At 68.8% G+C, this 24361-nt stretch carries 24 protein-coding genes; 23 read left to right on the plus strand and 1 reads right to left on the minus strand.

Features of this window, described 5'->3' with window-relative positions; genetic code table 11:
* Positions 1-4: 4 nt before the first annotated feature.
* From ACFQS9_RS24110 to ACFQS9_RS24210, 21 genes are all read left to right on the plus strand, one after another.
* Positions 5-592: a TetR/AcrR family transcriptional regulator gene (locus ACFQS9_RS24110; RefSeq protein WP_378409086.1), complete on the plus strand. Its 588-nt coding sequence runs from the start codon at positions 5-7 to the stop codon at positions 590-592.
* Positions 589-1794, plus strand: a complete 1206-nt coding sequence (locus ACFQS9_RS24115) for a cytochrome P450 (RefSeq protein ID WP_378409087.1) — start codon at positions 589-591, stop codon at positions 1792-1794. Before ACFQS9_RS24110 ends, ACFQS9_RS24115 begins: the two co-directional genes overlap by 4 nt.
* Complete coding sequence (locus ACFQS9_RS24120) at positions 1794-2612, plus strand: SDR family oxidoreductase (RefSeq protein ID WP_378409088.1); 819 nt, start codon at positions 1794-1796, stop codon at positions 2610-2612. Before ACFQS9_RS24115 ends, ACFQS9_RS24120 begins: the two co-directional genes overlap by 1 nt.
* The gene (locus tag ACFQS9_RS24125; RefSeq protein WP_378409089.1) at positions 2609-3964 is read left to right on the plus strand and encodes a cytochrome P450; all 1356 of its coding nucleotides are present in this window, start codon (positions 2609-2611) and stop codon (positions 3962-3964) included. The genes ACFQS9_RS24120 and ACFQS9_RS24125 overlap by 4 nt, the downstream gene beginning before the upstream one ends.
* Positions 3961-4167 (plus strand): ferredoxin, encoded by a 207-nt coding sequence (locus ACFQS9_RS24130; protein ID WP_378409090.1) that lies wholly within the window; start codon positions 3961-3963, stop codon positions 4165-4167. Before ACFQS9_RS24125 ends, ACFQS9_RS24130 begins: the two co-directional genes overlap by 4 nt.
* Positions 4167-4718 carry a Cif family virulence factor gene (locus ACFQS9_RS24135; RefSeq protein WP_378409091.1) on the plus strand — a complete coding sequence of 184 codons (552 nt, stop codon included), beginning with the start codon at positions 4167-4169 and terminating at the stop codon, positions 4716-4718. The genes ACFQS9_RS24130 and ACFQS9_RS24135 overlap by 1 nt, the downstream gene beginning before the upstream one ends.
* Positions 4712-5971 carry a hypothetical protein gene (locus ACFQS9_RS24140; RefSeq protein WP_378409092.1) on the plus strand — a complete coding sequence of 420 codons (1260 nt, stop codon included), beginning with the start codon at positions 4712-4714 and terminating at the stop codon, positions 5969-5971. Before ACFQS9_RS24135 ends, ACFQS9_RS24140 begins: the two co-directional genes overlap by 7 nt.
* A 24-nt stretch (positions 5972-5995) precedes the next feature.
* Entirely contained in the window at positions 5996-7624 is a 1629-nt protein-coding gene (locus ACFQS9_RS24145; RefSeq protein ID WP_378409093.1) for an acyl-CoA synthetase, read from the plus strand.
* Positions 7625-7646: 22 nt separating this feature from the next.
* Positions 7647-8918: a cytochrome P450 gene (locus tag ACFQS9_RS24150; RefSeq protein ID WP_378409094.1), complete on the plus strand. Its 1272-nt coding sequence runs from the start codon at positions 7647-7649 to the stop codon at positions 8916-8918.
* A 57-nt stretch (positions 8919-8975) separates the two neighbouring features.
* Positions 8976-9716: an MlaE family ABC transporter permease gene (locus tag ACFQS9_RS24155; protein ID WP_083576757.1), complete on the plus strand. Its 741-nt coding sequence runs from the start codon at positions 8976-8978 to the stop codon at positions 9714-9716.
* Between the two features lie 4 nt (positions 9717-9720).
* Entirely contained in the window at positions 9721-10572 is an 852-nt protein-coding gene (locus ACFQS9_RS24160) for an MlaE family ABC transporter permease (RefSeq protein WP_378409095.1), read from the plus strand.
* A 7-nt stretch (positions 10573-10579) separates the two neighbouring features.
* A complete protein-coding gene (locus ACFQS9_RS24165) occupies positions 10580-11749 on the plus strand; it encodes an MCE family protein (RefSeq protein WP_378409096.1) in 1170 nt (389 codons plus the stop codon).
* Positions 11746-12783 carry an MCE family protein gene (locus ACFQS9_RS24170; protein WP_378409097.1) on the plus strand — a complete coding sequence of 346 codons (1038 nt, stop codon included), beginning with the start codon at positions 11746-11748 and terminating at the stop codon, positions 12781-12783. Before ACFQS9_RS24165 ends, ACFQS9_RS24170 begins: the two co-directional genes overlap by 4 nt.
* Positions 12780-13802 (plus strand): MCE family protein, encoded by a 1023-nt coding sequence (locus ACFQS9_RS24175; protein ID WP_378409098.1) that lies wholly within the window; start codon positions 12780-12782, stop codon positions 13800-13802. The genes ACFQS9_RS24170 and ACFQS9_RS24175 overlap by 4 nt, the downstream gene beginning before the upstream one ends.
* Positions 13802-15061 carry an MCE family protein gene (locus tag ACFQS9_RS24180; protein ID WP_378409099.1) on the plus strand — a complete coding sequence of 420 codons (1260 nt, stop codon included), beginning with the start codon at positions 13802-13804 and terminating at the stop codon, positions 15059-15061. Before ACFQS9_RS24175 ends, ACFQS9_RS24180 begins: the two co-directional genes overlap by 1 nt.
* Entirely contained in the window at positions 15058-16161 is a 1104-nt protein-coding gene (locus ACFQS9_RS24185; protein ID WP_378409100.1) for an MCE family protein, read from the plus strand. Before ACFQS9_RS24180 ends, ACFQS9_RS24185 begins: the two co-directional genes overlap by 4 nt.
* Entirely contained in the window at positions 16158-17468 is a 1311-nt protein-coding gene (locus ACFQS9_RS24190) for an MCE family protein (RefSeq protein WP_378409101.1), read from the plus strand. The genes ACFQS9_RS24185 and ACFQS9_RS24190 overlap by 4 nt, the downstream gene beginning before the upstream one ends.
* A complete protein-coding gene (locus ACFQS9_RS24195) occupies positions 17435-18013 on the plus strand; it encodes a hypothetical protein (protein ID WP_378409102.1) in 579 nt (192 codons plus the stop codon). The genes ACFQS9_RS24190 and ACFQS9_RS24195 overlap by 34 nt, the downstream gene beginning before the upstream one ends.
* Positions 18010-18498 carry a hypothetical protein gene (locus ACFQS9_RS24200; protein ID WP_378409103.1) on the plus strand — a complete coding sequence of 163 codons (489 nt, stop codon included), beginning with the start codon at positions 18010-18012 and terminating at the stop codon, positions 18496-18498. Before ACFQS9_RS24195 ends, ACFQS9_RS24200 begins: the two co-directional genes overlap by 4 nt.
* Positions 18499-18546: 48 nt before the next feature.
* Positions 18547-19404, plus strand: coding sequence for a hypothetical protein (locus ACFQS9_RS24205; protein WP_378409104.1), 858 nt, complete (start codon positions 18547-18549; stop codon positions 19402-19404).
* 99 nt (positions 19405-19503) lie between these two features.
* Positions 19504-20841 carry a DUF1254 domain-containing protein gene (locus ACFQS9_RS24210; RefSeq protein ID WP_378409105.1) on the plus strand — a complete coding sequence of 446 codons (1338 nt, stop codon included), beginning with the start codon at positions 19504-19506 and terminating at the stop codon, positions 20839-20841.
* Positions 20842-20897: 56 nt separating this feature from the next.
* Here the strand turns inward: ACFQS9_RS24210 and ACFQS9_RS24215 are convergent, their stop codons facing one another.
* Positions 20898-21737 carry an alpha/beta fold hydrolase gene (locus tag ACFQS9_RS24215; RefSeq protein WP_378409128.1) on the minus strand — a complete coding sequence of 280 codons (840 nt, stop codon included), beginning with the start codon at positions 21735-21737 and terminating at the stop codon, positions 20898-20900.
* A 197-nt stretch (positions 21738-21934) separates the two neighbouring features.
* Between ACFQS9_RS24215 and ACFQS9_RS24220 the strand changes: the two genes are divergently transcribed.
* On the plus strand, positions 21935-22288 hold the full coding sequence (locus ACFQS9_RS24220) for a VOC family protein (RefSeq protein WP_378409106.1): 354 nt from the start codon (positions 21935-21937) through the stop codon (positions 22286-22288).
* 63 nt (positions 22289-22351) lie between these two features.
* Positions 22352-24244 carry an HNH endonuclease signature motif containing protein gene (locus ACFQS9_RS24225; RefSeq protein WP_378409107.1) on the plus strand — a complete coding sequence of 631 codons (1893 nt, stop codon included), beginning with the start codon at positions 22352-22354 and terminating at the stop codon, positions 24242-24244.
* Positions 24245-24361: the final 117 nt, after the last annotated feature.

The raw sequence follows: 24361 nt of genomic DNA on the forward strand, positions 1-24361 counted from the left end.
AGTAATGTCCAGACATGTGTCCAGTCGAAGTTTCGAGTCGACCCGAAGGCGGTTGACCGAGAAGCAGGCCGACACCGTCGAGCGGCTCGCCAGTGCGGCGGTCGAGGTGCTGCGTGAGCAGGAGTTCGGCGGATTGACCGTGCGCGCGGTGGCCGCGCGAGCGGGTGTCGGTCCGGCGACCGCGTACACCTACTTCTCCTCGAAGGAGCATCTCGTCGCCGAGGTCTTCTGGCGTCGGCTCGACACCGCCGAGGTACCGGACGGCACCGGCCTGGACCGCACCGAGCGGGTGCTGGCGGTGCTGCGGGGCATTGCCCTGTTGCTGGCCGACGAGCCGGAGGTGTCCGCCGCGGTGACCAATGCGCTACTCGGCGCCGATCCGGACGTCGAGCACCTGCGCGGCCGGATCGGCGTCGAGATCCACAACCGGCTCGGGCAGGCCCTGGGGCCTGGGCACGACCCCGAACTGCTCGAAACCCTCGAACTCCTCTATGCGGGAGCCCTTCTGCGCGCGGGCATGGGATACGGGTCCTACCCGGAGCTCGCTCAGCGACTCGAAACCTCCGCCAAACTGATCCTGGAGCGACCATGACCGAAGCCCTGATCACCCCGGTGGTGTTCAATCCGTACGACTACGACTTCCACGACGATCCGTACCCCACGTACAAGCGGCTGCGGGAGGAGTCGCCGATCTATCACAATCCGGACATCGGGTTCTGGGCGCTCTCGCGGCACGGCGACGTCGCCGACGCCTTCAAGGACAATCGCCGGCTCTCGAGCGCCAACGGGGTCTCGCTCGATCCTGCCGCGTACGGACCGCACGCGCACCTGGTGATGTCCTTCCTCGCGATGGACGATCCGAGGCATATGCGGTTGCGCCAGTTGGTCTCTCGGGGATTCACGCCGCGCCGGGTGGCCGAGCTCGAGGGTCGCATCCTGGAACTGACCGATCAGTACCTGGAGCCGGCACTGGCGGCGGGAGAGTTCGACTGGATCGCCGAGGTAGCGGGCAGGCTGCCGATGGACGTGATCTCCGAGCTGATAGGGGTGCCGGCGCCGGATCGCGCGGAATTGCGACGGATGGCGGACCTGGTGGTGCACCGGGAGGACGGGGTCCAGGACGTCCCGCAGGCCGCGGTGGAGTCCTCGATCAGCCTGATGGGCTACTACCGGGCCATGATCGCCGAGCGCAGGCGGTCGGCGACCGAGGACCTGACCTCCGCGCTCCTCGAAGCCGAGATCGACGGGGACCGGCTCAGCGACGAGGAGATCCTCGGGTTCATGTTCCTGATGGTGGTGGCGGGCAACGAGACCACCACGAAGTTGCTGGGCAACGCGCTGTACTGGGGTTCGCGCAATCCCGGACAGGTCGCGCCGGTGCTCGCCGACCCGAACCGGGCACCGGACTGGGTGGAGGAGACGCTGCGTTACGACACGTCGAGCCAGATCGTCGCGCGGACCACCGCGGAGGATCTCGAGTACTACGGCCAGACGGTGCCCGCGGGGGAGAAGATGCTGCTCCTGATCGGCTCCGCGAACCGTGACTCCGAGGTGTTCGAGGACGCCGACGAGTTCCAGATCGGCCGGAACTCGACCAACAAGCTGGCGAGCTTCGGTGGTGGCGTGCACTTTTGCCTCGGTGCTCACCTGGCCAGGCTCGAGGCGAACATCGCGCTCGCCGAGTTCGCCAGGAAGGTGACCGATTTCGAGGTCGACGAATCCGGGATCGAGCGCGTCCATTCGACGAACGTCAGGGGCTTCGCCGCCCTCCCGGTGAAGGTGCAGGTGCGCTGATGCCACGATTCGAACCCAACCCGGAGCGCAGGCCCGCGGTGATCTCCGGCGCGTCCTCGGGGATCGGCACCGCCACCGCCTACGCCCTCGCCGAGCTCGGCCACCCGGTGGCACTGGGCGCCCGCCGCGTGGCGGAGTGCGAGGCGATCGCGGCGAAGATCCGCGACGCCGGGGGTGAGGCGTACGCACACTTTCTCGACATCACCGACGGTGCCTCGGTGGACGAGTTCGTCACGGCCGCCGAGGACACGCTGGGACCGACCGAGATCGTGCTCTCCGGCGCGGGCGACCTCGAGTTCGGCGCGGCCGACCAGATGGAACCCGAGCGATTCCTGAAGCAGGTCGAGGTGCACCTGGTCGGTGCGCAACGGCTGGCGCACCGAATCATTCCCGGCATGCGGGAGCGGCGCCGCGGCGACTTCGTGCTGATCGGATCCGACTGCGCGGTCCGTCAACGGCCGCTGATGGGCGCCTACGACGCGGCCAAGGCCGGACTCGAGGCGATGGGGCGTCAGATGCGAATGGAGCTCGAGGGAACCGGAATTCGTGCCTCCATTGTCCGACCCGGGCCGACGCTCACCGGGATGGGGATGGATGCCACCCCGGAGGTCATCGGCCCACTTGCCGAATCCTGGAAGACCTGGGGCTTCGCCAGGCATGGGTATTTCCTGCGCGCCTCCGACATCGCCAATGCCGTCGTCGCTGTGGTGTCGGCACCGCGCGGCGCCCACATGGTGCTGATCGAGGTCCAACCCGAGGCGCCGCTACGCGAACGCGCAGCCGGGAACCACCCCGACTCGAAGGAGGCGATGAGATGAGTCCGCAAGCCCCCCAACGCGTGTCCGGCGGCGAGCACGAGCACGGCCACCTCGAGGAGTTGCGCACCGATCCGATCGCGCTGATGCGCCGGGTTCGTGAGGAGTGTGGCGATGTCGGGACCTTCCGACTCGCGGACCGCGAGGTGGTGCTGCTGTCCGGGGCCGAGGCCAACGAGTTCTTCTTCCGCTCGTCGGACGAGGACCTCGACCAACAGGCGGCCTACCCGTTCATGAAACCGATCTTCGGGGAGGGCGTGGTGTTCGACGCCAGCCCGGAGCGGCGCAAGGAGATGCTGCACAACCAGGCTCTGCGCGGTGAGCAGATGAAGGGTCACGCCGCGACGATCGGTGCCGAGGTCCAGGCGATGGTCGCCGGCTGGGGCGACGAGGGCGAGATCGACCTGCTCGACTTCTTCGCGGAGCTGACCATCTACACCTCGTCGGCCTGCCTGATCGGCAAGAAGTTCCGCGACCAACTCGACGACCGGTTCGCCAAGCTCTACCACGAGCTCGAACAGGGCACAGACGCGCTCGCATTCGTCGACCCGTACGCACCGATCGAGAGCTTCCGGCGCCGCGACGAGGCGCGGCTGGCGCTGGTGGCGCTCGTGCAGGAGATCATGACCGGACGGATCGCCAACCCACCGCAGGGCAGAGAAGACCGGGACATGCTCGACGTGCTGGTCTCGATCAAGGACGAGTCCGGTGCCGAGCGGTTCAGCGCCGACGAGATCACCGGCATCTTCATCTCGATGATGTTCGCGGGGCACCACACCACGTCCGGCACCGCGGCCTGGAGCCTGATCGAACTGCTCCGGCACCCCGACGCGATGAAGCAGGTGGTGATCGAGCTCGACGAGCTGTACTCGGACGGCGCCGACATCAGCTTCCACGCGCTCCGACAGATCCCGGTGCTGGAGGCGGTGGTCAAGGAGACCCTGCGGCTGCACCCGCCGCTGATCATCCTGCTGCGACTGGCGCGCGACGACTTCGAGGTCGGTGGCTACCGGATCGAGGAGGGCAACCTGGTCGCGGCGACACCGGCCATCTCCAATCGGATCCCCGAGGACTTCCCGCGCCCGGACGACTTCGATCCGGGTCGATACATCGATCCGAACCAGGAGGACATCGTCAACCGGTGGACCTGGATCCCGTTCGGGGCCGGCAGGCACCGCTGCGTCGGGGCCGCGTTCGCACAGATGCAGCTCAAGGCGATCTTCTCGATTCTGTTGCGGGACTACGAGTTCGAGATGTCGCAGCCGTCGGAGTCGTACCGGAACGACCACAGCAAGATGGTGGTCCAGCTCGAGCAACCGTGCCGGGTCCGGTATCGCAGGCGGGGAACTCGATGAGGATCGAGGTCGACGCGGACCTGTGTCAGGGACATGCGGCCTGCGAGATGGAGGCACCGGAGGTCTTCTCCGTGCCCAAACACGGAACGGTGCAGATCCTCGACACCGACCCGCCCCAGTCCCTGCGCGCGGACGTGGAGAACGCGGTGAAGTTCTGTCCCACCCGTGCGCTGAGAGTGATCGAATCAGAAGGAGACCGATGATGTCCCAGTTCGACCGCGCGGAACTCGACGAGATGGTGCAGCGTTGGGTCGAGGAGAACAAACGGTGCGAGGCCGCGGGCGACTGGAAGCCGTTGGCGCAGATGTACACCGAGGATGCCACCTACGGCTGGAACTACGGCCCGCAGCAGGACTTCATGGCCGTCGGCCGCGACGAGATCCGTGACATCGCGCTCGGCCAGGAGATGTTCGGCCTCGAGGGCTGGCAGTACCCGTACCAGGAGTTCGTCGTCGACGAGCGCAGCGGCAACGTGATCGGCCTGTGGAAACAGATCGCCGACGCCACCCGCGCCGACGGCAGCAACTACTCCGTCCACGGCATCGGCGGCAGCTGGTTTCGCTACGGCGGCGATTTCCAGTGGTCCTGGCAGCGCGACTTCTTCGACTTCGGAAACGTCTCGGCGCTGTTCATGGAGATGATCACCGACGGTGCGCTCTCGGACGGAATGAACGCGCGCATCCAGCGGTCGGTCTCCGGGGAGAAGCTCCCAGGCTGGTACCCGGCGGGCACCGCCCCGGTTCCACTGTGGTGAGCGGGGTGGCGGTCGGCGATTCGTTCGCGGCCCTGTCGAGGGCCGACCTGGCGACGCTGGTGCCGGAACTGCTGCTCTGTGGTCAGCTGATCGATCGCTCGGGAATGGCGCACCTGATCGTCGATTTCGGGCGCGAGGGCATGGCGGCCGTCGCGATCGAGGAGTGGCAGGCGTCGAGCCCTTGGTACACGCGCCGGATGCAGAGGGCGCTGGGGTACGAGGGCGACGACGTGGTCACCATCTTCAAGGGGCTGCAGTTCGACATCGGGGCACCGCCCCAGTTCATGGACTTCCGGTACCGGGTCGACGATCCTTCACACGGCGAGTTCTGGCTGGACCACTGCGGGGCGCTGATGGACGTCGAGCCGCTCGGCGACGAGTACGTGACGACGATGTGCCATGACATCGAGGACCCCACCTTCGATGCGACCGCGCTGGCCACCAACCCGCACGCGCAGGTGCGGCCCATCCACCGGCCGCCCCGCCGGCCGACGGATCGCGCGCCGCACTGCGCGTGGACGGTGGTCATCGACCCGTCGCACGTGCCGCCCCAGATGGCCGCGCACACCAAGCAGATCGGCCGCACCGCGGCCAACGCGGTGGAGCTGAGCCCCATCGACCGCACCGGTGAGGGCGCCCACGACTACGCGGGTCCGTTGCTCTCCGACGTCCGTTTCGCGGACTTCTCGCATTCGGCCCTGGTGCGGATCGCGGAGGAGGTCTGCCTGCAGCACCACCTGCTCGCGCTGGGGTTCCTCCTCGCCGTCCGCAAGAGGGCGGAGGAGGACAAGGCGCTCGAGATCACCCGCAAGCAACTCACCGGGATCGCGGGGGTGGCCGCGCAGCGGATCCGCGATGCGCTCGGGCTGCCGCGTGACCTGGAGGGCCTCGCCGAGGTGCTGGCGCTGCATCCGCTGCTGAACCCGAAGCAGTACGTGGACAGCGACATCCGGCTGCGCGGCGGCCGACTGGAGTTGCAGCTGGGCCGAGGCGGCCCGGCGGACGCCGACGGTGGCTGGCCGACCCTGATCGACGGCGACCACCTCGAGCCGCTGCAGGCGCTGGTCCGCGGGGTCGACCCCCGGTTCACGGTCCGGGTGCTCTCGGAGGACGATCACGCACTCCTCGTCGAGGTGGTGACCGCGGACGAACCCGCGCCGGAGTGTGTCGAGGTCGCCATCACCCGGGTCAGTACCGGGGCCGGGTTTGCGTTCACCGATCGTGGAATCCCCTTGCCGCTCACGGTGATCTGAGCGCCCAACGCTGGAAGGACTCGCATGGCATATACGTTCGCGGACCTGTTCGAGCACGCCGTCGACGCCATGGGCGACCGCGTCGCCGTGATCGCGGGGGACGGGCAGGTGACCTACCGCGAGCTGGACGAGCACGCGAACCGGCTTGCCCACCATCTCGAGTCCGTCGGGCTCGGCGCGGGAGCACACGTCGGTATCCAGATGCACAACTCGATCGAGACCATGGTGGCGGTGCTGGCGGCCTTCAAGATCCGGGCGGTGCCGCTGACCGTCAATTATCGCTACACGGCCGACGAATTGGCGTACCTCTACGACGACGCCGACCTGGATGCGGTGGTCTATCACCGCGGCTTCGGTGAGCGGGTCGCGGAGGTCGCACCCGCCATGCCGCGGATCCGGCATCTCGTCGAGGTGCCGGACGAGCTCGCGCCGGCCGCCGTCGACGCCCCGACGCTCGTCCCTGGTGCGGTCCGGTACGGGGAAGCATTGGCCGCCGCGTCGCCGGTACGCGCCTTCGACGAACGCAGCGGCGACGACGTCTACATCCTGTACACCGGCGGCACCACCGGCATGCCGAAGGGCGTGGTGTGGCGGCAGGAAGACATGTGGCGGGTCCTTGGCGGCGGCCTCGACTTCTTCACCGGGGAACCGGTTGCGGACGAGTACCAGCAGTCCCGCACCGGGGCGGCGGGCGAGCAGATCCGGATGCTGATCCTGCCGCCGCTGATCCACACCTCCGCGCTGATGCCGACGTTCACCGCGCTGCTGGCGGGCAACGCGGTGATCTACGACGCGAAGTTCGACGCCGCGCGCACCTGGGACCTGGTCGCGCGGCACCGGCCGACGGCGATGGTCATCACCGGCGACGCGATGGGCCGGCCGCTCGTCGAGGCGTACCGGAACACCAGCGCAGACACGTCGAGCCTGGCCGTGGTGGCCTCGGGCGCGGCGTTGTTCTCCGCGTCGGTCAAGGACGCGTTCTTCGAGGCCCTCCCGAACCTGATGATCTCGGACTCGGTGGGTTCGTCTGAGACCGGCTTCGGTGGTATCGGATTCGCCACGAAGGGGTTCGAGCAGCAGGGCGGGCCCAAGGTGGGCTCGCACCGGCACACCGTGGTGGTCGATGACGAGAACCGGGTCCTCGCACCGGGATCGGGCGGGGAGGGTTGGCTGGCCAAGCTTGGCTACGTCCCGCTCGGCTACTACAACGACCCGGTCAAGTCGGCCGAGATCTTCCGCGAGATCGACGGGGCGCGTGCTGTGGTGACGGGGGACCGGGCCCGGATCGAGGACGACGGGTCGATCACCCTGCTCGGTCGCGGCAACATGGTGATCAACACCGGAGGCGAGAAGGTGTTCGCGGAGGAGGTCGAGGCGATCGTCAAGGCCCATCCGGACGTGTACGACGCGATCGTGATCGGGGTGCCCGACGAGCGCTGGGGCAACCGGGTGGCCACGGTGCTGTGCCCCCGCGCAGGCACGCCCGACTTCGAGAGCCTCGAGAAGCACGCCCGCAGCCATCTGGCCGGCTACAAGATCCCGCGATCGTTCTGGATCGCCGCGGAGGTCGAGCGGACGCCGAGCGGCAAGCCCGACTACCGCTGGGCCAAGGACCATGCGGCCGGCCGCGCGCCCGATCACCGAATCGACTGACCTCGCACCCGAAAGGCCTGCCATGACCGATCTGCACGTCCCGGCGCTCGATCTGCCGAAGGGCTTCGACGTCACCGACCCCAAGCTGTACGGCGAACGCGTGCCCTTCGCCGAGTTCGCGCAACTGCGCCGCTGCGCCCCGGTGTGGTGGAACGAGCAGGACTCCGGCACCGGCGGCTTTCACGACGGCGGTTGCTGGGTGGTCTCGCGACACGCCGACGTGCGCGACATCTCGCGCCGCCCCGAGCACTTCTCGAACCACGTGAACGGGTCGATCCCGCGGCACCAGGACGACATCTCCGCCGAGGAGCTGGAGGTGACCAAGAACGTCCTGATCAACAAGGACGCACCCGAGCACACCCAGCTGCGCAAGCTCGTCTCGCGGCTGTTCACCCCGCGCGCGGTCGAGTCGATGCGGGCCGCACTCGACGAGCGCGCAGAGCTGATCACCCGCACCGCGGTGGCGAACCCGAGCGGGGATTTCGTCTCCGAGGTTGCCAGTGAGCTTCCGATGCAGGCGATCTCGGAGCTGCTCGGGGTGCCGCAGGAGGCCAGGAAGCAGCTCTTCGAGTGGTCCAACCAGATGACCGGATATGACGACGAGACCCTCGAGGGCGCGTCACGGATGGCGTCGGCACAGATCCTCGGGTACGCCTACCAGCTCGCGGAGGCACGCCGCACGGAGCCGCTCGAGGACATCATCTCCACGCTCGTGCACGCCGACGTCGACGGGGAGGCCCTGACCCCCGAGCAGTTCGGCTTCTTCGTGATCATGCTCGCGGTCGCGGGCAACGAAACGACCCGAAACGCGACGACGCTCGGCATGATGGCGTTCATGGAGCACCCCGAGCAGTGGGAGCTGTACAAGCGTGAGCGGCCCCGCACCGCGGCGGACGAGATCATCCGTTGGGCGTCGCCATTGACCTCACTGCAGCGAACGGCGCTGGTGGACACGGAAATCAGCGGAACCGCCATCAAGGCGGGACAGCGAGTGGTACTTCTGTACGGGTCCGCGAATTTCGACGAAGACGTGTTCGACAATCCACGCACCTTCGACATCACCAGGGATCCGAACCCGCACCTCGCCTTCGGCGGGACAGGGCCGCACTACTGCATCGGGGCCAATCTGGCCCGCATGGAGTTGGACTTGATCTTCAACAAGATCGCAGACCACATGCCCGACATCTCGAAGCTCGGTGATCCTCGCCGCCTGCAGTCCGGATGGATCAACGGGGTGACGAGCTTCGAGGTCGATTACGGCACCCGCGCGTCTGGGTGTCCCGTAGCGCACTAGGAGGGCGTGCACACGACGAGGGGAGGGCTCGTGGCGAGTACGACGCTGAAGGGGCCGATGCGCGAGCTGGGCCACTTCTACCGGATGGGGGCGGATGTCGCGGTCGGGTTGGTACGCACCCGATTCCAGGTCCAGGAGTTCCTGGAACAGAGCTGGATGATCGCGCGCGTGTCGATCGTGCCGACGGTGCTGGTCGCGGTGCCGTTCACCGTGCTGGTCAGCTTCACACTCAACATCCTGCTCCGTGAGATCGGCGCGGCCGACCTCAGCGGGGCCGGGGCCGCGCTCGGCGCGGTGACCCAGGTGGGCCCGGTGGTGACCGTGCTGATCGTCGCGGGTGCCGGGGCCACCGCGATCTGCGCCGACCTCGGTTCGCGAACCATCCGCGAGGAGATCGATGCGATGGAGGTGCTCGGCATCGATCCGGTCACCCGGCTGGTGATCCCGCGCGTGGTGGCGTCGACTGTGGTCGCGCTACTGCTCAACGGGCTGGTGTGTGTGATCGGCATCGCCGGCGGTTTCGTCTTCTCGGTGTTCCTGCAGGGCGTGAATCCCGGCGCGTTCGCGGACGGCATCACGCTGCTGACCGGCCTGCCGGAGGTGGCGATCTCGATGGTGAAGGCGGCGCTGTTCGGTCTGCTTGCCGGCCTGGTCGCCTGCTACCGGGGCCTGACGGTGCGCGGTGGCCCCAAGGGCGTGGGCGAGGCGGTCAACGAGACCGTGGTCTATGCCTTCATGGCGCTCTTCGTGGTCAACACCATCGTCACCGCGGTGGGCATCCGGCTGACGGCGGGCTGACCCGATGGCACTCGCGACGACCGGCAAGTTCGGCCGCGCCCGCTACCGGGCGGCGGGCCTGTCCCGAGCCGTGGACGACATCGGCCGCCAGGCGGTGTTCTTCGTCCGCGCGCTCGCGCACGTGCCGTGGGCGCTGCGCAAGCACCCCAAGGAGGTGCTCCGGCTGATCGCGGAGATCAGCATGGGCACAGGCGCATTGGCGCTGATCGGCGGGACCGTGGCGGTGGTCGGGTTTCTCACCCTGGCCTCCGGCGGCACGATCGCGATCCAGGGCTTCAGCTCGCTGGGCAACATCGGGGTCGAGGCGCTGACCGGGTTCTTTTCCGCCTTCATCAACGTTCGGATCGCGGCGCCGGTGATCGCAGGCATCGGCCTCTCGGCCACCATCGGCGCCGGTTCGACCGCTCAGCTCGGCGCGATGCGGATCAGCGAGGAGATCGACGCGCTCGAATCGATGGCGATCAGTCCCGTTCCGTACGTGGTCAGTACCCGGGTGGTCGCGGGCATGATCTCGATCCTGCCGCTCTACTCGCTGGCGCTGGTGGCCTCGTTCCTGGCGGGCCGGTTCACCACCGTGGTGTTGTTCGGCCAGTCGTCCGGGCTCTACGACCACTACTTCTCGACCTTCTTGGACCCGATCGATGTGATGTGGTCGTTCGTGCAGGTCCTCGCGATGGCGATGCTGGTCATGCTGATCCACACCTTTTACGGCTACCACGCGACGGGCGGGCCCTCCGGGGTCGGCACCGCGGTCGGTCGTGCGGTTCGGCTGTCGCTGATCTGTGTGGTCGCGGTGACGTTGCTCGTCTCGCTCGCCATCTACGGCGGCTCCGGCAACTTCAACCTGTCCGGCTAGGAGGCAGATGCGTACGAACGGGTACAAACTGGCCGCACTCGCGCTGGTCGCCGCGGTCGGCGGCGTCGTGGCACTGGCGGTGGCGATGTTCGATCAGGCCTTCTCCGACCGGGTTCCGGTGACCGTGGTCGCTCAGCGCGCGGGCCTGGTGATGGATTCGGGGGCCAGGGTGAAGATGGCGGGCGTGACCGTCGGCACCGTCGAGTCGATCGCGTACGGGGACGACTCGACCGCGCTGCTGTCGCTACTGATCGATCCGGACGCGCTCGACGCGATCCCGGAGAACGTCGACGTGCAGATCACCTCGAACACCGCGTTCGGGGCGAAGTTCGTGAGCATGTCCCCGCCCGAGCATCCCAGCACGGAGCGGCTCGCCGCGGGTTCGACCATCGATGCCTCGCACGTGACGGTGGAGATGAACACGGTCTTCGAGAACCTGACCGAGGTGCTGCGCACCGTCCAGCCGGAGAAACTGGACGCCACGCTGGCCGCCTTGGCGAGCGCGCTGCAGGGGCGCGGTGACCGGCTCGGTGTCGCACTCGGGCAGGCGGACTCGTCGCTGGTCGAGTTCGCGGCGGCCCGCGGCGCGCTCGACCAGGTGCTGACCGAGCTGCCGCCCGTGACCGACACCTACGCCACGGTTGCCCCGGATCTGATGCGTTCGCTCGGGGCGCTGACCACCACCGGGAACACCGTGGTGGACCGGCAGGCGGACCTGGACCTGTTGCTGCTCGAGGTGACCGGGCTCGCGAACACCGGTGGCGAGGTGCTGACGCAGAACCGGGACGCTGCCGTCGATGTGGTCTCGCTGCTGCGCCCGACCATGGTGCTCCTCGAGGAGTACTCGCCGGTGATCCCCTGCATGTTCCGCGGACTGCAGGAGAGCAAGAAGATCGGTGACGGCGCGTACAACGGCCAGCCGGGGATCAAGATGTCGATCGGACTGATCGCGGGCACCGAGCCCTACCGCTACCCCGACGACCTGCCCAAGGTCGCCGCGACCGGCGGCCCACACTGCATGGGATTGCCACTGCGCGACCCGAACGTCAACGCACCCTTCCTGGTCACCGATATCGGGGTGAATCCCTTTGCCCCGGAGCGTCAGCCGAACGGCGGCATGCCGAGCGGACCGACCGCGAACCTGATGAGCTACCTGTTCGGGACGGAGGTCCGATGACGGTGCTGGGGCACAAGGTGCGGGGGTACACCGTCAAATTCGGGATCTTCGTGCTGGTGATGCTGCTGGTGAACGCGGGACTGATCCTCGTGTTCGGGCAGGTGCGCGGCGGAGGCGCGAGCGCGTATGCCGCCGAGTTCACCAGCGTGTCCGGGCTCAAGTCCGGCGACAAGGTGCGGATCGCGGGGGTGCCGGTGGGCGCGGTCAGCGCGGTCGAGCTCGGCGAGAACCGCCGGGCACAGGTGGAGTTCACGGTCGACGCCGGGAACACCGTGACCGTCGCGACCAGGGCCGCGGTGCGATACCAGGACCTGGTCGGCAACCGGTACCTCGAGCTGCTCGACAGCCCGGGCACCGCAGAGCCGCTCGTCGAGGGCGCGACCATCCCGGTCGAACGCACCGCGCCCGCACTGGATCTCGACGCGCTGCTCGGCGGCTTCAAACCGCTCTTCCAGGCCCTGGACCCGGAGCAGGTGAACGCGCTGTCGATGTCGTTGCTGGAGGTGTTCCAGGGGCAGTCCGGGACCGTCACCTCGGTGCTCGCGCACACGGGCTCGCTCACGAACACCCTGGCGGACCGAGACGAGCTGATCGGCCGCGTGATCGACAATCTCGACGGGGTACTGAGCGAACTGCGCACTCGCGGTGGGCAGTTCAGCGGAACCCTGGACCACCTCCAGCAACTGGTCAGCGGCCTGGATGCGGACCGTCAGCTGATCGGCAACGCGGTGACGAGCGTGAACACCGCAACCGGCACCTTCGCCGACCTGCTCACCAACACGCGGCCGAACATCGCGGGCACGCTGACCGAGCTGAACACGAGCCTGGATCCACTGATCGAGCAGCAGGGCGAGCTGAACCGGATCGTGGAATCGATGCCCGCGAACTACCGGCAGCTCATCCGGGTCGGCGCGTACGGCTCGTTCTTCAACTTCTACCTGTGCGGGATCGCGATGAAGGTCGACGGTGCCGACGGCAGGCCGATCACGGTCGACCTGGTCGACCAGAAGACCGGAAGGTGTGCGCCGCGATGAGGAACATGGTGGAGGGACAGGCGGTGCGGGTCGGGGTGATCGGTCTCGCCGTCACCGCGGCCGTGGTGCTGACCGCGCTGCAGTACCAGAACCTCCCGTTCGTGAAGTCCGGGGTGGGCTACAGCGCGGTGTTCGACGATGCCAGCGGGCTGGCCGTCGGCGACGAGGTCAACGCCGCGGGCGTGAAGATCGGCACCGTCGCGGAGATCGGTGTCGAGGGTGGGCGCGCCCGAGTGGGATTCACCCTCGACGGGTCGATCGGCATGGGGGAGAGCACCGCCGCCGCAATCACCACCATGTCGCTGCTCGGCAAGCGGGCGGTCACCCTCGACCTGACGGACGACGGCCGAATACCGGTCGGCGGGCAGATCCCGCTCGAACGCACCCGATCGGCGTACTCGCTGCCGGATGTCCTGGGGGACCTGACGACCACCGTGGAGGACATCGACCTCGACCAGCTGTCGGCCTCGCTGGACGAGGTGGGGAAGGTGATGGCGGACAGCGCCCCGAACCTGCGGCCCGCCCTCGACGGCGTCGGCCGGATCTCCACCAGCCTCAGCAGCCGCGACGAGACATTGCGGGCGCTGCTCGCCGACGCGAACAACGTGGCCGGACTGCTCGCCGAGCGTGGCCCGCAGGTCAATTCGTTGCTCGTGGACGGCAACGCCCTGCTCGGTGAGCTCGTCCGGCGCCAGGGCGCCCTGTCCGAGGTGATCACCAACGTCTCCGCGGTCTCGACCCAGTTGAGCGGGCTGGTGCGCGACAACGAGGCACAGTTGAGACCGGTCCTCGACGAGCTCAACACCGTGGTGGGGATCCTGCAGAAGAACCGGGACAACCTGGCGCAGGGCATCGACGGGTTGGGAACCTACGTCGGCACCCTCGGCGACACCGTGGCCAGCGGGCCGTTCTACTACGCGTACATCCAGAACCTGATGCCCGCCCAGTACACCCAGCCGCTGATCAATTCGATGTTCGGGCTGCCGCCCGCGCCGCTGCCGATTCCGGAGGTCCGCTGATGATCACCTGGCGCAGGATGGCTGTGGGCGGGGTGGGCCTCGCGCTGGCTGCCGCGGTCGTGGCGTCCGGTTATCTTGCGGTGGACCACTTCCGGCACTACCGGGTGACCGCCTACTTCACCTCCGTCACCGGCCTGTACGTCGGCGACGACGTCCGGGTCGTCGGGGTCGACGTCGGCCGGGTGACCGGCATCGACCCGGAGGGCGACCGGATGCGGGTGCGCCTCGAACTGGATCGCTCGGTGCCCGTCGCGGCGGACGCGAAGGCGGTGATCGTCGCCCAGTCCCTCGTCTCCGCCCGGTTCGTGCAGCTGACCCCGGCGGTGACCGAGGACTCGACACCCGCCCTGGCCGACGGTGCCGAGATCGGCCTCGATCGCACCGCCGTCCCCGTCGAATGGGACCGGGTCAAGCAGGAGTTGGGGCGGGCGGCGGAGGCGTTGGGGCCGAGCGGGGATGATCGCGGTCCCGCGGCGAACCTGCTCGACGGGGCCGGAACCGCGTTGCAGGGCAACGGCGCCGCGCTGGGGGAGTCGGTGGTGGAGCTGTCGCGGGCGATGAGCACCCTGGCCGGCAGCGGCGGCGACCTGTTCGGCACGATCCGCGGTCTGCAGGCGTTCACCACCGCGCTGGCCGCCAGCAACGAGCAGATCGTGCAGTTCCAGGGCCGCCTCGCGACCGTGACGGGGGTACTGGCCGAGAGCCGAACGCAATTGGCGCCCGCGCTGACACAGTTGGACACCGCGATCGCCGACGTGCAGCGGTTCGTCGCGCAGAACCGGGCCGGGCTGACCGAACAGGTGCGCACGCTCGCGGACGTGTCGCAGGTGCTGGTGGACAAGAAGGACGGCCTCGAGAAGGTGCTGCACCTGGGGCCGACCGCACTGTCGAACTACTACAACGTCTATCGCCCTGCGCAGGGCGCGATGGTCGGGGTGCCCGCCTTCCAGAACATCGGCAACCCGATCGACCTGATCTGCGGCGGCATCGCCGGCCTGGCGAACGAGACCTCCGAGAAGGGCGCGGAACTGTGCGCCCAGTACCTCGGTCCGCTGCTGAACACCGTCCGGGCCAACTACCCGGACCTGAGCATCAATCCGACGCGTGCGCTCGGCGCCACCCCGGACCAGTTGGTGTACAGCGAACCGCAGTTGAAGCCGGCGGCGGCCGCCACGTCGATGCCGGCGCTGACCATGCCGACGGTGCCGGTGCCGCCGAACCTGGCCGATCTGATGACACCCGGGAGGTCGACCCGATGACGAAGCGCGCGTGGGGGATCGGCGCGGTGGTGGCCGCCGCGACGCTGCTCTCCGGCTGCCAATGGAGCGGGCTGAACTCGGTGGCCCTGCCCGGCGCGGCCGGCCGGGGCGAGGGGAGCTACACCGTGGTGATCGAGATGCCCGACGTCACCACGATCAGCCCGAACTCGCCGGTGCTCGTCGATGACGTCACGGTCGGCAGCATCAGCTCGATCGAGACGCAGAACTGGCATGCGAGAGTGACCGTGTCGCTGGAGGACTCGGTACAGCTCCCGGCCAACGCGACCGCGAAGATCGGCCAGACCAGCCTGCTCGGCTCCAAGCACATCGCGCTGGCGGCTCCGATCGACGTCGCGCCGGAGGGCAGGCTCGAAGAGGGGTCCGTGATCCCGCTGGCCTCGGCGGGGGTGTACCCGACCACCGAGGAGGCGCTGACCGCACTGTCCGTCGTCCTCAACGGCGGCGGGCTCGCTCAGGTGCAGACCATCACCACCGAACTGAACAAGGCGCTCGACGGCAGGCAGGACGCGGTGCGGGACCTGTTGCCGCAGCTGGACTCGCTCACCGAGATCCTGGACCGGCAGCGGGACGCGATGGTGACCACCATGGCGAACCTGGACCTGTTCGCGGGCGAGATCGCCACTCAGCGAGACGTTCTCGGTCAGGCCCTCGAGACCCTGGACCCGGCGATGGAGGTGCTGGCCGCGCAGCGCGCCGACCTGACGGCTGCCCTCGACGCGGTCGGGAGATTCGGCGACGTCGGGACCGAGCTCGTGAACAGGAGCCGCGAGGATCTCAAGGCCGATCTCGCGGCACTGGAGCCCACCCTGGCCAAGGTCGTCGAGGCGGGGCCGGACCTGATCAACAACCTCGGCAACCTCAGCACCTTCCCGTTCCCGCAGACGGCGATCGACCAGGGCATGCGCGGCGACTACACGAATCTATGGGCGTTGATGGACCTGACCTCGGATCGGTTGCGGACCGGGCTCGGCTTCGGCACGCCGTTCGGTCCGCCGCCCTCCGTGTCCGACGGCAGGCCCACCAACCCGATGACCGCGCCGCTGACGGCCGCGGCAGGCCAGCAGGGGAGCGGTCGATGATCCTGACGCGAATGGTCCGCACGCAGTTGACGATCTTCGCGGTCATCGCGGTGATCGGCATGACCGCGGCCGCGGTCTCCTACCTGAGGGTCCCGACGGCGCTCGGTATCGGCCGCTACACGGTGACCGTGGAACTGCCGAATGCCGGTGGCCTGTACCGCAATGCGAACGTCACCTACCGCGGTGACACCGTCGGCCGGGTGCGGGAGGTGCGCCTCGACCCGGACAGCGTGCGCGCCGAGTTGACCCTGGAGAGCGCGGTGCCGGTGCCCAGCAGCGACCTCGCGGTCGCGGTGCGCAGCGTGTCGGCGATCGGTGAGCAGTACCTGGACCTGCAGCCTGCCGGCACCGCGGGGCCTTTCCTCGCCGACGGCGACGTCATCGCGGCCACGCAGGTGACCGTGCCGCAGGAGATCGGCCCGGTCCTCGACCAGGCGAAGGCGATGCTGGAATCGGTACCGCAGGACAAGTTGCGCGCGGTGATCGACGAATCCGCGGCCGCCTTCGCTGGCCGGGCACCGGATCTCGCGCGGCTGCTGGACTCGACCACCTCGTTCGTCGACCAGGCGTCGGCGGCGACCACCCCCGCGACCACGCTGGTGCAGCAACTCGCCCCGCTGCTCGAGACCCAGGTGGTGACGGGCGATCAGATCCGGCAGTGGACCACGAATGTGGCGCACCTGAGCGACCAGTTGGCCACCGCCGACGGGTCGGTGCGGGGTGTCCTCGACAAGGGACCCGGGTTCGCCGACGAGGCCGACGCGCTGTTCCAGGACCTGCGTCCGACCCTGCCCCTGCTGCTGGCGAATCTGACCAGCACCTCGCAGGTCGCGGTGACGTACAACGCGTCCCTCGAGCAGGTCCTGGTGATCCTGCCCCCGCTCATCGCCGCCCAGGAGACGGTGGTGCAGCGCGGCCAGGCCGACGGCGCCGCCAACGTCAACTTCCACCTGGAGGCGCAGGATCCGGCGGCCTGCTCGACGGGGTACCTGCCCGCCTCCGAGCGGCGCGATCCCACCCAGATGAGCGTCCCCGAGACGCCCCCGGACCTGTACTGCAAGGTGCCGCAGGACTCGATCTTCGCGGTGCGCGGATCCCGGAACATCCCGTGCACGGAGGTGCCCGGCAAGCGGGCGCCGAGCCCCCAGATCTGCCGCAGCCCCGAGCCGTTCGTCCCGAGCGGGACCAACGCGCCGGACGAGCTGTACACCGGCCCAGGGGGCGCCCGGCACACCGACCTCGCCCCCGCCTCCGCGCCCCCTGCGGGGGAGCCGTGGCAGCAGCTGCTGACCGGACCGCAGCCGTGACCGAGGTCGACACGGCGGTCCCGGACCCGTCCGTCACGGATGACGGCGCCCGATCGTCGTGGGGACGGCGTCGAATCCTGTTGTCCGCGTTGGTCGGCGCGGCGGCGATCGCGTTGGCGGCCGGCGCCGTCGTGGCGACCGGGACCTACCTCGGTGATCGCGCGCGTGAGTCACATCGCCTCGAACTGGTCGAGGCCGCCGAGGACGGAGTGCTGGCCCTGATCGACATGCACACCGACTCCGCGGACGAGGATCTCGAGCAACTGCGCGAGCGGAGCACCGGTGCGTTCGCGCAGGAGCTGAGCGACGGCTCCGACGGCCTCGCGGCGTCGATCCGGGACGCGGCGGTGAATTCGGACGGGCGGATCGATTCCGCCGCGCTGGTGAGTGAATCGGCGGACTCCTCGGTGGTGATCGTGGCGGCGTCGGCACGGGTCGGCAACGCGGACAGCCCGACGGCGACGCCGCGCAGCTACCGGTTGCGGGTGACGATCGACGAGACGGAGGGCGGGCTGCGGATGTCGAATGTGGAGTTCGTGCCGTGAGCGGGCGGGCACGTCGGGTGCTGGGTGCCGGGGCAGCCCTGTTGCTTGTCGCATCGCTGCTGGTGACGGCGTGGCTGGTGTGGACGAATCGGACGGCAGCGGAACGGGAGTCGGCTCGCGGCGAGGCACTGGCCGCCGCGCCTGGGTACATCGAGGCGCTGCTGAGTTATGACGCCGCGACGGTGGACGCCGATCTCGACGAGGCGGCACGCGGCGCGACGGGGGAGTTCGCGGGCCGGTTCCGCGAGTTCGCCGCGAACACCGTGGCGCCGGAATCGAAGAGACAGGGATTGAGCACCAGGGCGCGGATCGCGGAGGCCGGATACGTCAGCGGGGACGCGGATCGGGCGCGACTGCTCGTGTTCATCGACCAGATCACCACGAGCACGCAGTCTCCTGCGCCGACCTCGACGTCGAGCCGGGTGCTCGTGTCGATGGAGCGCGTCGGCGACAACTGGCTGGTGGCCGAGATGACCCCGATCTGACCCGGTGGGTCGACCACGCGACAGCGAGGTCGGTGACAGGATCGAGGCGTGGACCTTGACGACGTCACCGACGAGCTCTACGCCCTCGACCCTGCCGAGTTCGTCGAGACCAGGACGGCACGCGCAGCCCTGGCGCGTGAGAACGGGGATCGGGCGCTGGCGACCGCGATCACGGGCCTGCGGAAGCCGACGACGGTGGGGTGGTTGGTGAACATCCTGGTCCGCGAGTCGCCGGACGAGATCGAGGCGCTGCTGCTGTTGGGTGCGGAGCTCCGCGATGCCCAGCGGCAGCTGTCCGGTGACGATCTGCGGCAGCTGTCCTCGCAACGGCAGCAGGTGGTCCATGCACTCGCCCGGCGGGCCGGCCGAATTGCCGCTGGTCGCGGGCGAAAGGTCGGCGAGGACTCGCTGCGGGAGGTCGGGCAGACCCTGCACGCGGCCCTCGCGGATCCCGAGGTCGCGGACCAGGTTCGTGCGGGCCGTGTGGTCGCCGCGGCCAGCTACAGCGGCTTCGGGCCCGCGGGACTGAGCGTCGTCGCCGAGCAAGCTCCGGGGGCAATGGTCGCGGAGCCGGCGGCGGAGATGGTTGTGCCGGCCGAGGCGGAGGCTGACGTGCTGGCCGGCGCGCACACCGAGCTCGCCGAGGCGACCGCGGCCCTGGAGCAGGCGACCGAGACCGCAGAGCGCGCACGGGTCGACCTCGAACAGGCCTCGGAGGGGACGGCGGGGATCGAGGTCCGGATCGCCGCGCTGCGCGGTGAACTCGAACGCGCAGAGCAGGAACGGCAATTCGCATTGAGCGCGGAGAAGGCGGCGGCAGAGGCCTCGAAGCGGAGCGAGAGCGACCTCCTCGGCGCCCGCCGGCGGGTCGAGGAAGCTCAGCGGCGACTCGACGAACTCGGGTAGGACGTTCGCCGTTCCGTCAGGGCGATGGTCGTGTCCTCCATGGTCCGTTCACCCTCGCCGGATGATGCACTCCGGGACGGGCCGTGGGGCAATATGTCCATGGATAGCCAACTGATTCGGGATGCGTTCGTCTACGTACAGCCGCTGGTGGAAACCCGCCGCCAGCACCTGATGCACAATTCCACGCTGGGACCCGACAACGCCCTTTTCGCATTCCGCACGCTGGTGGACCACACCCACCGCAATGTGCCCAGCCCGAACAGCGACACCGCCTACACCGCATTCGGGTACAACCTGGCGGACGGGCCGCTGGTGATCGAGTTCCCGGAGGTCGAGTCCGAGCGCTACTGGGTGCTGCCGTTCTACGACGCGTTCACCAACGTCTACGCCTCGTTCGGCACCCGCACCAAGCGCGGTCGGCCAGGGCCGCACCTGCTGGTCGGCCCCGGCTATGACGGCGAGCTGCCCGCCGATGTGGAGGTGATCACCTCTCCGACCGAACGCGGCGCGATGCTCGGCCGGTTCCTGGTCTACGGGCCCGACGACCTGGCCGCCGTGCACCGGCTACAGGACGCCATGTCGGTGACTCCGCTGTCCGACTGGCTGGCGGGTAAGCGCGGCATGACCTACACCGGCGAGCAACCCTGGCCGGGACGCGGAGCCGAGGTGCCCGACGCCAAGGGCGATCCGGCATCGTTCTGGAGAATGGTCGACGAAATGCTGCCCGGCACCCCGATCCCGGAGCGTGATCGCGAGTACTTCGCGCGATTCGCACCGCTGGGCCTGACCGAATCCGGCTTCACCGAACCCGCCGATCCCGCCGTCCGCGACGCGCTGTACCGGGGCACCCTGGACGGCTGGAAGTTCCTGGAGGGCATGGCAGCCGACCAGACGCAGGCGGAGAAGTTGGGCGTGCACTTCCTGCACCGGAACGGATGGGACTGGTCGGCCGTCGGCTCGGACCCGGACAACACCGGTGTCCGCGATTACGGCACCGACTACCTGCTGCGAGCCTGGGTCAACACCCTCTACTACGGCATGCTCCCGCCCGAAGAAGCCCTTTACCCGACCTCGTTCGGCGATGACACGGGTGCACGGCTGAACGGCGCCGAGCACGCCTACACCCTCACCGTCGACACAGCGGATCTTCCCAATCGCCCCGACGGGTTCTGGTCGGTCACCCTGTATGGCACCGACGGGTATATGGTCGACAACCCCGCGAAGCGGTTCAAGGTCGGCAGTCACGACGCCGACCTCACCCCGGATTCCGACGGACGCATCACGATCACCGTCGCGCACGAGCAGCCCGCCGACACCAAGGCGAACTGGCTACCCGCGCCGGCCTCGGAGTTTTACCTCATGTTCCGGGCATACCTGCCCGTTTCCGCCGTGGTCGCGGGCACCTACCCATTCCCTCAGGTAACGCGCCGGCACTGACGAGCCGCGCCGCCCGGGACGTCCCCCGATTCGTTGGTCGGTTCGCTGCCGAGCGGTCAGAGGGCGAGCATGGCGGCGGCGACCTGGTCGGCCGCGGCGTGCCGCAGGGCGGTACCCATGTCGTCGAGGACGAGAAGTCGCGCCGTGGGGATCTCGGCGGCGAGGACCTCGCCGTTGCCGACCGGGAAGAACGGGTCGGCGCGGCCGTGCACCACGAGCGTGGGCACGTCGAGCTCACCGAGCCGCTCCCGCCATCGCGGGGCGCAGTCGATCCGGGAGAACACCATCCCGAGCTGGTTCGCCTGGTGCACCGCGGGATCGCCCGACGGCGTCCGGTCCCAGATCCGGGCCGCCGTCGCCCGCGCCTCCTCCGGATCGTCGCCCATCGGCTCGGCACCCTCGGCGGCGAACGCCGCGACGGCATCCCGGTCGGTCCAGTCCGGCCGCGGGCGGGCGAACAGCGCGCCCATGACCGCGGGGTCGTGGTCCGGCAGGTCCTCGTCGACCGTGCCCGGCGCCACGGGCCGGGTGCCGACGAGCGTCAGTGCGGAGAACACGCCCGGGTGGTCCAGCGCGGCGACCTGAGCGACCATCCCGCCGACGCCGACCCCACCGAGATGGGCGGTCCCGGCGCCGAGCACCCCGACCAGCGCGGCCGCGTCGGCAACCAGATCCCGCAGGTCGTACCCCGGATTCTCCGGGTCGAGGGTCGTCGACGCGCCGGAGTCACGCAGGTCGTAGCGGACCACGCGCCGCCCACCCGACGCGAGCCGCTCGCACAGCGCGTCGGGCCAGGACAACATCGTTGTGCCGCCGACCAGCAGGACCAGCGGATCGTCCTCGCGGCCGAAGCTCTCGATGCCGAGATCCACACCGTTCACCCGTACCGAGGTCATGCCAAATCGAAACGGTCTCGTCATGCCTGGACTCCTGTCTGTCGGTATATCCAGAGGTATCGACTACGGATTCACCCGAAAGTCATCGGTGCAGCCGAAATCGTGTGCACACCCGTAATGCGTGGCGCACGGCGAAGCCGGTGTTCTAGAACGTTCGGAAGCCGTTGACCGCCCGGTAGTTCCGCAATACTTGTGGAATGGGGAACCGATGGGTTGGAGTGACGATCGATTGCGTGGACGTGGAACAGGTCGCGACCTTCTGGAGTGCGCTGCTGGACCGCGAGCGGGGACCGTCCGAACCCGGGTGGGTTTATCTCGGGCGTTCAGGTGATCAACAGCCTCGCCTGGTCTTCCAGCCCGTGACCGAGCCGAAGTACGGCAAGATACGACTCCACCTCGACGTCGCCGTGGACGACATCGACGAAGGGATTGCTCAGGTCATCGCACTCGGCGGTCGGTTCACTGGTGAGCGGCACGACCATGACGAAGGTGTCGTTGTTGTGATGGCAGATCCCGAGGGACACGAATTCTGCCTAGTGAACAGGGGCTGAGTCACGCCCGCGGGTGACGCATTTCCATCATCAACGTCGGTGGCCAGGCGTAGACTCGTACACATGTTCGATGCCGGGGGGTTTCGAGGTAGCGCAGGTGAGAGTGCCTGCGGCGACGAACCCGTCGTGGATTTCGAGGACGGGACGGCGGCGCTGGCTGCGTTGCAGGGATATGCGCGGGCGGAGAACATCGCCGCGGCCCGGAAGGTGTTGACGGCGGCGGCGTTTGCGCGGCGGCAGTTCGCGTGCGAGGTGGATCTGTTCGGGGAGGAGTTTGCCTACCGGGCGGGTCGGTCCGCGGAGATGGAGACCGCCCTCGCGTTGGGGGTGAGTGCGTTCACGGCGGAACGGTATGTGGCGGTGGGTAATGCGTTGGATCTGCGGTTGCCGCTGATCCGTGCGGTGTTTGTGTCGGGTCGGGTGGATTTTCCGCGGGTGTTCGCGATTGTCGAGGCGACCGCCGAGATCAGCGACGCCACCCTCGGGCGGATGGAGCCGCATCTGGCCGACGCCGCGTTGTATTTGACGCCGAGGAAGTTGGTGGCGGAGGTGATGCGGGAGTTGATCCGCGTCAACCCGGCGGAGGCGGAGGAACTCCGCAAGCGGCGGGAGCGGCATTCTCGGCGGGTGTCGGTGACCGCGGACGTGCATGGCATGGCGCAGGTGTATGCGACGCTGACCGCCGCGGAGGGCCGGACCCTCGATTCCCTGATCTGCGAGATGGCGGGGACCGTGTGCCGGGAGGACCCGCGGACGGTCGACACTCTGCGGACGGATGCGTTCATGGCGCTGGTGCACGGCGAGAGCTATCTGCACTGCCAGTGCGGACGCGACGACTGCCCCACATCGAAACTGCCGCGGCCGGAGCGCCCGAAGCCCGAGGTCCACATCCACATCGACCTGGACACCCTGCTGCGACTGGCCGACAACCCCAGCCACCTCGAAGGCCACGGACCGATCGATCCGGAGTTGGCGCGGCTGCTCGCCGGCGATGCGACGTGGCAGGCGGTGATCAGTGATGCCCGGCGGATACATGCGGAGGGAGGTATCGGCCGCGACAGGGCCAGCGATGACAATCGGCCTGAGCACACCAGCGCTGGCGGCGTTGTGGCGCCGCGGGAACCGAAGCGCGACAACGGTTCAGGGGACAGCTCTGCCTCGGCCCCGCCACCCGACGTACCCGCCCGCTATCGCCTGCGGCGCAGACCTGCCGGGCGATTACCTGCCCGGCATGATCCGCCGCCGCCGCCGTCGGATGCGAACTCTCGCGGGCCGCGGGTCACCGACGTCGTCGACGCGATCGCCGCCGACCCCGCCCTGCTGGTCGGCCAGTTCCCGGACGGGCACGGCGGATACACCCACCCGCCCCGCGGCGCGCTGACCTACCGGCCCAGCAACGCCGTCCGCGGCGCGGTCTTCGACAAGTACGACACCTGCACCTTCCCCGGCTGCACCGTCAAGGCCCGCGACTGCCAGTTCGACCACATCGTCGAATACGACCCCGACAACCCCCACGCCGGCGGCTGGAGCGTCGAGAGCAACGGCGAACCCGCCTGCACCCGCCACCACCAGGCCAAGACCGACCGCCGCTTCCGCGTCGTCCGCCTCGACGGTGATGTCATCGTCTGGATCGGCGAGCACGGCACCATCGGCGTCACCCTGCCACTACCGATCGACCAGCGACGCAGCGCCCGCGCGAAGCCCACACCCAGGCCGGCCCCGACACCGAACCCGGCGTCGCCCGCACCGCCCTCACCCGAGCCCGACGACCCGATCTACGAGCCGACCTGGTGGGAAACCCACATGCACCCCGACGACCAGCCACCCACCCTTGCCGAGCTCGCCACCATCACCGACCCCACCCACCTCGCCCGATGCGCACAACTCCGTACCCACCACATCGAACACGAAGCGATCCTGGGCGAACGCGAGAGACACCGGCCCCCTCCGTTCTGAGCACCGGGTGAGACATTTGCGCCCCATTGGTGATGGTGGGGCAAGCCCGGGAGAAGACATGCTTGATTGGGAAGAAATCCCCACCTGAGGTGTAAGAAACCGCACCCTCGGGTCGAT

The sequence above is a fragment of the Rhodococcus daqingensis genome, from assembly GCF_042665615.1.
Classification (GTDB): Bacteria; Actinomycetota; Actinomycetes; order Mycobacteriales; family Mycobacteriaceae; genus Rhodococcus_G; species Rhodococcus_G daqingensis.

Excerpts from the sequence above, each read along its gene's own strand:
- ACFQS9_RS24110 (WP_378409086.1), top strand. The coding sequence starts at position 5 with ATGTCCAGACATGTGTCCAGTCGAAGTTTCGAGTCGACCCGAAGGCGG.
- ACFQS9_RS24115 (WP_378409087.1), top strand. The coding sequence starts at position 589 with ATGACCGAAGCCCTGATCACCCCGGTGGTGTTCAATCCGTACGACTAC.
- ACFQS9_RS24120 (WP_378409088.1), top strand. The coding sequence starts at position 1,794 with ATGCCACGATTCGAACCCAACCCGGAGCGCAGGCCCGCGGTGATCTCC.
- ACFQS9_RS24125 (WP_378409089.1), top strand. The coding sequence starts at position 2,609 with ATGAGTCCGCAAGCCCCCCAACGCGTGTCCGGCGGCGAGCACGAGCAC.
- ACFQS9_RS24130 (WP_378409090.1), top strand. The coding sequence starts at position 3,961 with ATGAGGATCGAGGTCGACGCGGACCTGTGTCAGGGACATGCGGCCTGC.
- ACFQS9_RS24135 (WP_378409091.1), top strand. The coding sequence starts at position 4,167 with ATGTCCCAGTTCGACCGCGCGGAACTCGACGAGATGGTGCAGCGTTGG.
- ACFQS9_RS24145 (WP_378409093.1), top strand. The coding sequence starts at position 5,996 with ATGGCATATACGTTCGCGGACCTGTTCGAGCACGCCGTCGACGCCATG.
- ACFQS9_RS24150 (WP_378409094.1), top strand. The coding sequence starts at position 7,647 with ATGACCGATCTGCACGTCCCGGCGCTCGATCTGCCGAAGGGCTTCGAC.
- ACFQS9_RS24155 (WP_083576757.1), top strand. The coding sequence starts at position 8,976 with ATGCGCGAGCTGGGCCACTTCTACCGGATGGGGGCGGATGTCGCGGTC.
- ACFQS9_RS24160 (WP_378409095.1), top strand. The coding sequence starts at position 9,721 with ATGGCACTCGCGACGACCGGCAAGTTCGGCCGCGCCCGCTACCGGGCG.
- ACFQS9_RS24165 (WP_378409096.1), top strand. The coding sequence starts at position 10,580 with ATGCGTACGAACGGGTACAAACTGGCCGCACTCGCGCTGGTCGCCGCG.
- ACFQS9_RS24170 (WP_378409097.1), top strand. The coding sequence starts at position 11,746 with ATGACGGTGCTGGGGCACAAGGTGCGGGGGTACACCGTCAAATTCGGG.
- ACFQS9_RS24175 (WP_378409098.1), top strand. The coding sequence starts at position 12,780 with ATGAGGAACATGGTGGAGGGACAGGCGGTGCGGGTCGGGGTGATCGGT.
- ACFQS9_RS24180 (WP_378409099.1), top strand. The coding sequence starts at position 13,802 with ATGATCACCTGGCGCAGGATGGCTGTGGGCGGGGTGGGCCTCGCGCTG.
- ACFQS9_RS24185 (WP_378409100.1), top strand. The coding sequence starts at position 15,058 with ATGACGAAGCGCGCGTGGGGGATCGGCGCGGTGGTGGCCGCCGCGACG.
- ACFQS9_RS24190 (WP_378409101.1), top strand. The coding sequence starts at position 16,158 with ATGATCCTGACGCGAATGGTCCGCACGCAGTTGACGATCTTCGCGGTC.
- ACFQS9_RS24210 (WP_378409105.1), top strand. The coding sequence starts at position 19,504 with ATGGATAGCCAACTGATTCGGGATGCGTTCGTCTACGTACAGCCGCTG.
- ACFQS9_RS24215 (WP_378409128.1), bottom strand. The coding sequence starts at position 21,737 with ATGACCTCGGTACGGGTGAACGGTGTGGATCTCGGCATCGAGAGCTTC.
- ACFQS9_RS24220 (WP_378409106.1), top strand. The coding sequence starts at position 21,935 with ATGGGGAACCGATGGGTTGGAGTGACGATCGATTGCGTGGACGTGGAA.
- ACFQS9_RS24225 (WP_378409107.1), top strand. The coding sequence starts at position 22,352 with ATGTTCGATGCCGGGGGGTTTCGAGGTAGCGCAGGTGAGAGTGCCTGC.